Source organism: Streptomyces lydicus (genome assembly GCF_000717345.1).
Taxonomy (GTDB): domain Bacteria; phylum Actinomycetota; class Actinomycetes; order Streptomycetales; family Streptomycetaceae; genus Streptomyces; species Streptomyces lydicus.
Genome location: NZ_JNZA01000087.1, coordinates 1 through 1,985, shown reverse-complemented (window position 1 = coordinate 1,985; position 1,985 = coordinate 1). Strand labels below are relative to the sequence as shown.

The following is a 1,985-nucleotide window of genomic DNA, read 5'->3' as shown; positions in this document are numbered from 1 at the left end:
CAATCACCACCCGTCGCACCTCAACGCCGCGCTCCTCCAACGCAGCCACGACGCCCATCACCGCGGCGTCACTCTCAAACCCAGCCGGCACCACCACCAACCACCGACCCGCCACCACCGGCACCGAACCCTCAACCGCCACCGGCTTCCACACCACCCGATAACGCCAGGAATCCACCGCAGAGGTCCGCTGCTGCTCACGACGCCAGGACGCCAACGCCGGCAACACCGCGCTCAGCGGCGCGTCACCCTCCAGCGCCAACTCCCCCCGCAGCGCCTCCCAGTCCTCCGCCTCAACGGCAGCCCAGAAACGGGTGTCCACAGCAGTCGCCTCGCCCGCGGTGGGAACGGGGGCTTCCAGCCAGAAGCGCTCCCGTTGGAAGGCGTACGTCGGCAGATCGACACGGCGGACGCCCTCATCTGCAAGGAACGGCGTCCAGTCCACCGGCACGCCGGCGACGTACAGCTCGGCGGCCGAGGTCAGGAAACGCTCCAGCCCACCTTCGTCACGGCGAAGCGATCCTGTGACGACGGCTTCGGTGTCCGTATCGTCGAGCGTCTCCTGAATGCCGACGGTCAGCACCGGATGTGCACTGGACTCCACGAACGTGGTGAAACCCTCCGCGGCCAGCGCCCGAATACCGGCCTCGAACTGCACCTGATGCCGCAGATTCCGGTACCAATACGCGGCATCCAGGACCTCGGTGTCGAGGAAGGCGTTCTCGACCGTTGAGTAGAAGGGGATCCTGCCCGCCTGCGGCCGTACGTCCTCCAGGACGGTCAGCAGCTCCTGCTCGATGGCCTCCACATGCGCCGAATGCGACGCGTAATCCACCGCGATACGACGCGCCCGAATCCCATCAGCCTCACAAGCCACCACGAACGCCTCAACCGCATCGGCATCCCCGGACACCACCGTCGACGACGGACCATTAACCGCCGCAACACCCAACTCCGGTACATCGCCTACACGTTGACGCACTTCTGCCGCAGGCAAAGCGATGGACGCCATGCCACCCCGCCCCGCCAGCTCGCGGCCGATGACCTGCGATCGCAGCGCCACCACCCGGGCCCCGTCCTCCAGCGACAGACCACCCGCCACCACCGCAGCAGCGATCTCACCCTGCGAGTGACCCACCACCCCATCGGGAACCACACCCACCGAACGCCACAACTCCGCAAGCGACACCATCACCGCCCACGTCACCGGCTGCACCACATCCACCCGGTCCAACCCACGGCCCTCAGACACAACCTCCAGCAAATCCCAGTCAACGAACGGAGCCAGCGCCTCCGCACACCGCCGCATCGACTCGGCGAAAGCGGGAGACGACGCGATCAACTCCGCGCCCATCCCAACCCACTGCGAACCCTGACCAGGGAAAACAAGAACAGTCCGGCCCACCTCACGGACCGCACCCTCCACCACACCCGCCGCCTCACGGCCCGCACTCAGCGCGCCCAACGCGCCCAGCAACGCACCCCGGTCAGCGCCCAGCACCACCGCACGCCGCTCGAAAGCCGACCGCGACACCGCCAACGACCGCCCCACCTCAACCGGTCCCAGCTCCGGCCTCGCCTCGACGAACGACCGCAACCGCTCCGCCTGCGCCCGCAACGCGCCCTCACCACGCCCCGAGACCACCCACGGCACCACAACCGACGCGGAAGCCGCGAGCTCATCGGAGTGAGGGGCGTCAACGGCCGGCATCTCCTCGGCCTCCGCGGCCGGCGCCTGCTCGATGATCGCGTGGGCATTCGTCCCGCTCACGCCGAAGGACGACACGCCGGCACGACGCACCCGGCCGGCCTCCGAAGGCCACTCCCGCTCCTCCGTCAGCAACTCCACCGCACCCGCCGACCAGTCCACATGCGGCGACGGCGCATCCACATGCAACGTCCGCGGCAACACACCCTGCCGCAACGCCATCACCATCTTGATGACACCACCGACACCCGCAGCAGCCTGCGTATGCCCCACATTC

General features: G+C 68.3%; 1 protein-coding gene. It reads right to left on the bottom strand.

Annotated elements, in window-relative coordinates; translation table 11 throughout:
- Positions 1 to 1,985 (bottom strand): acyltransferase domain-containing protein (locus OO62_RS36070; RefSeq protein WP_033271960.1); only part of this gene is annotated, 1,985 nt, incomplete at both ends.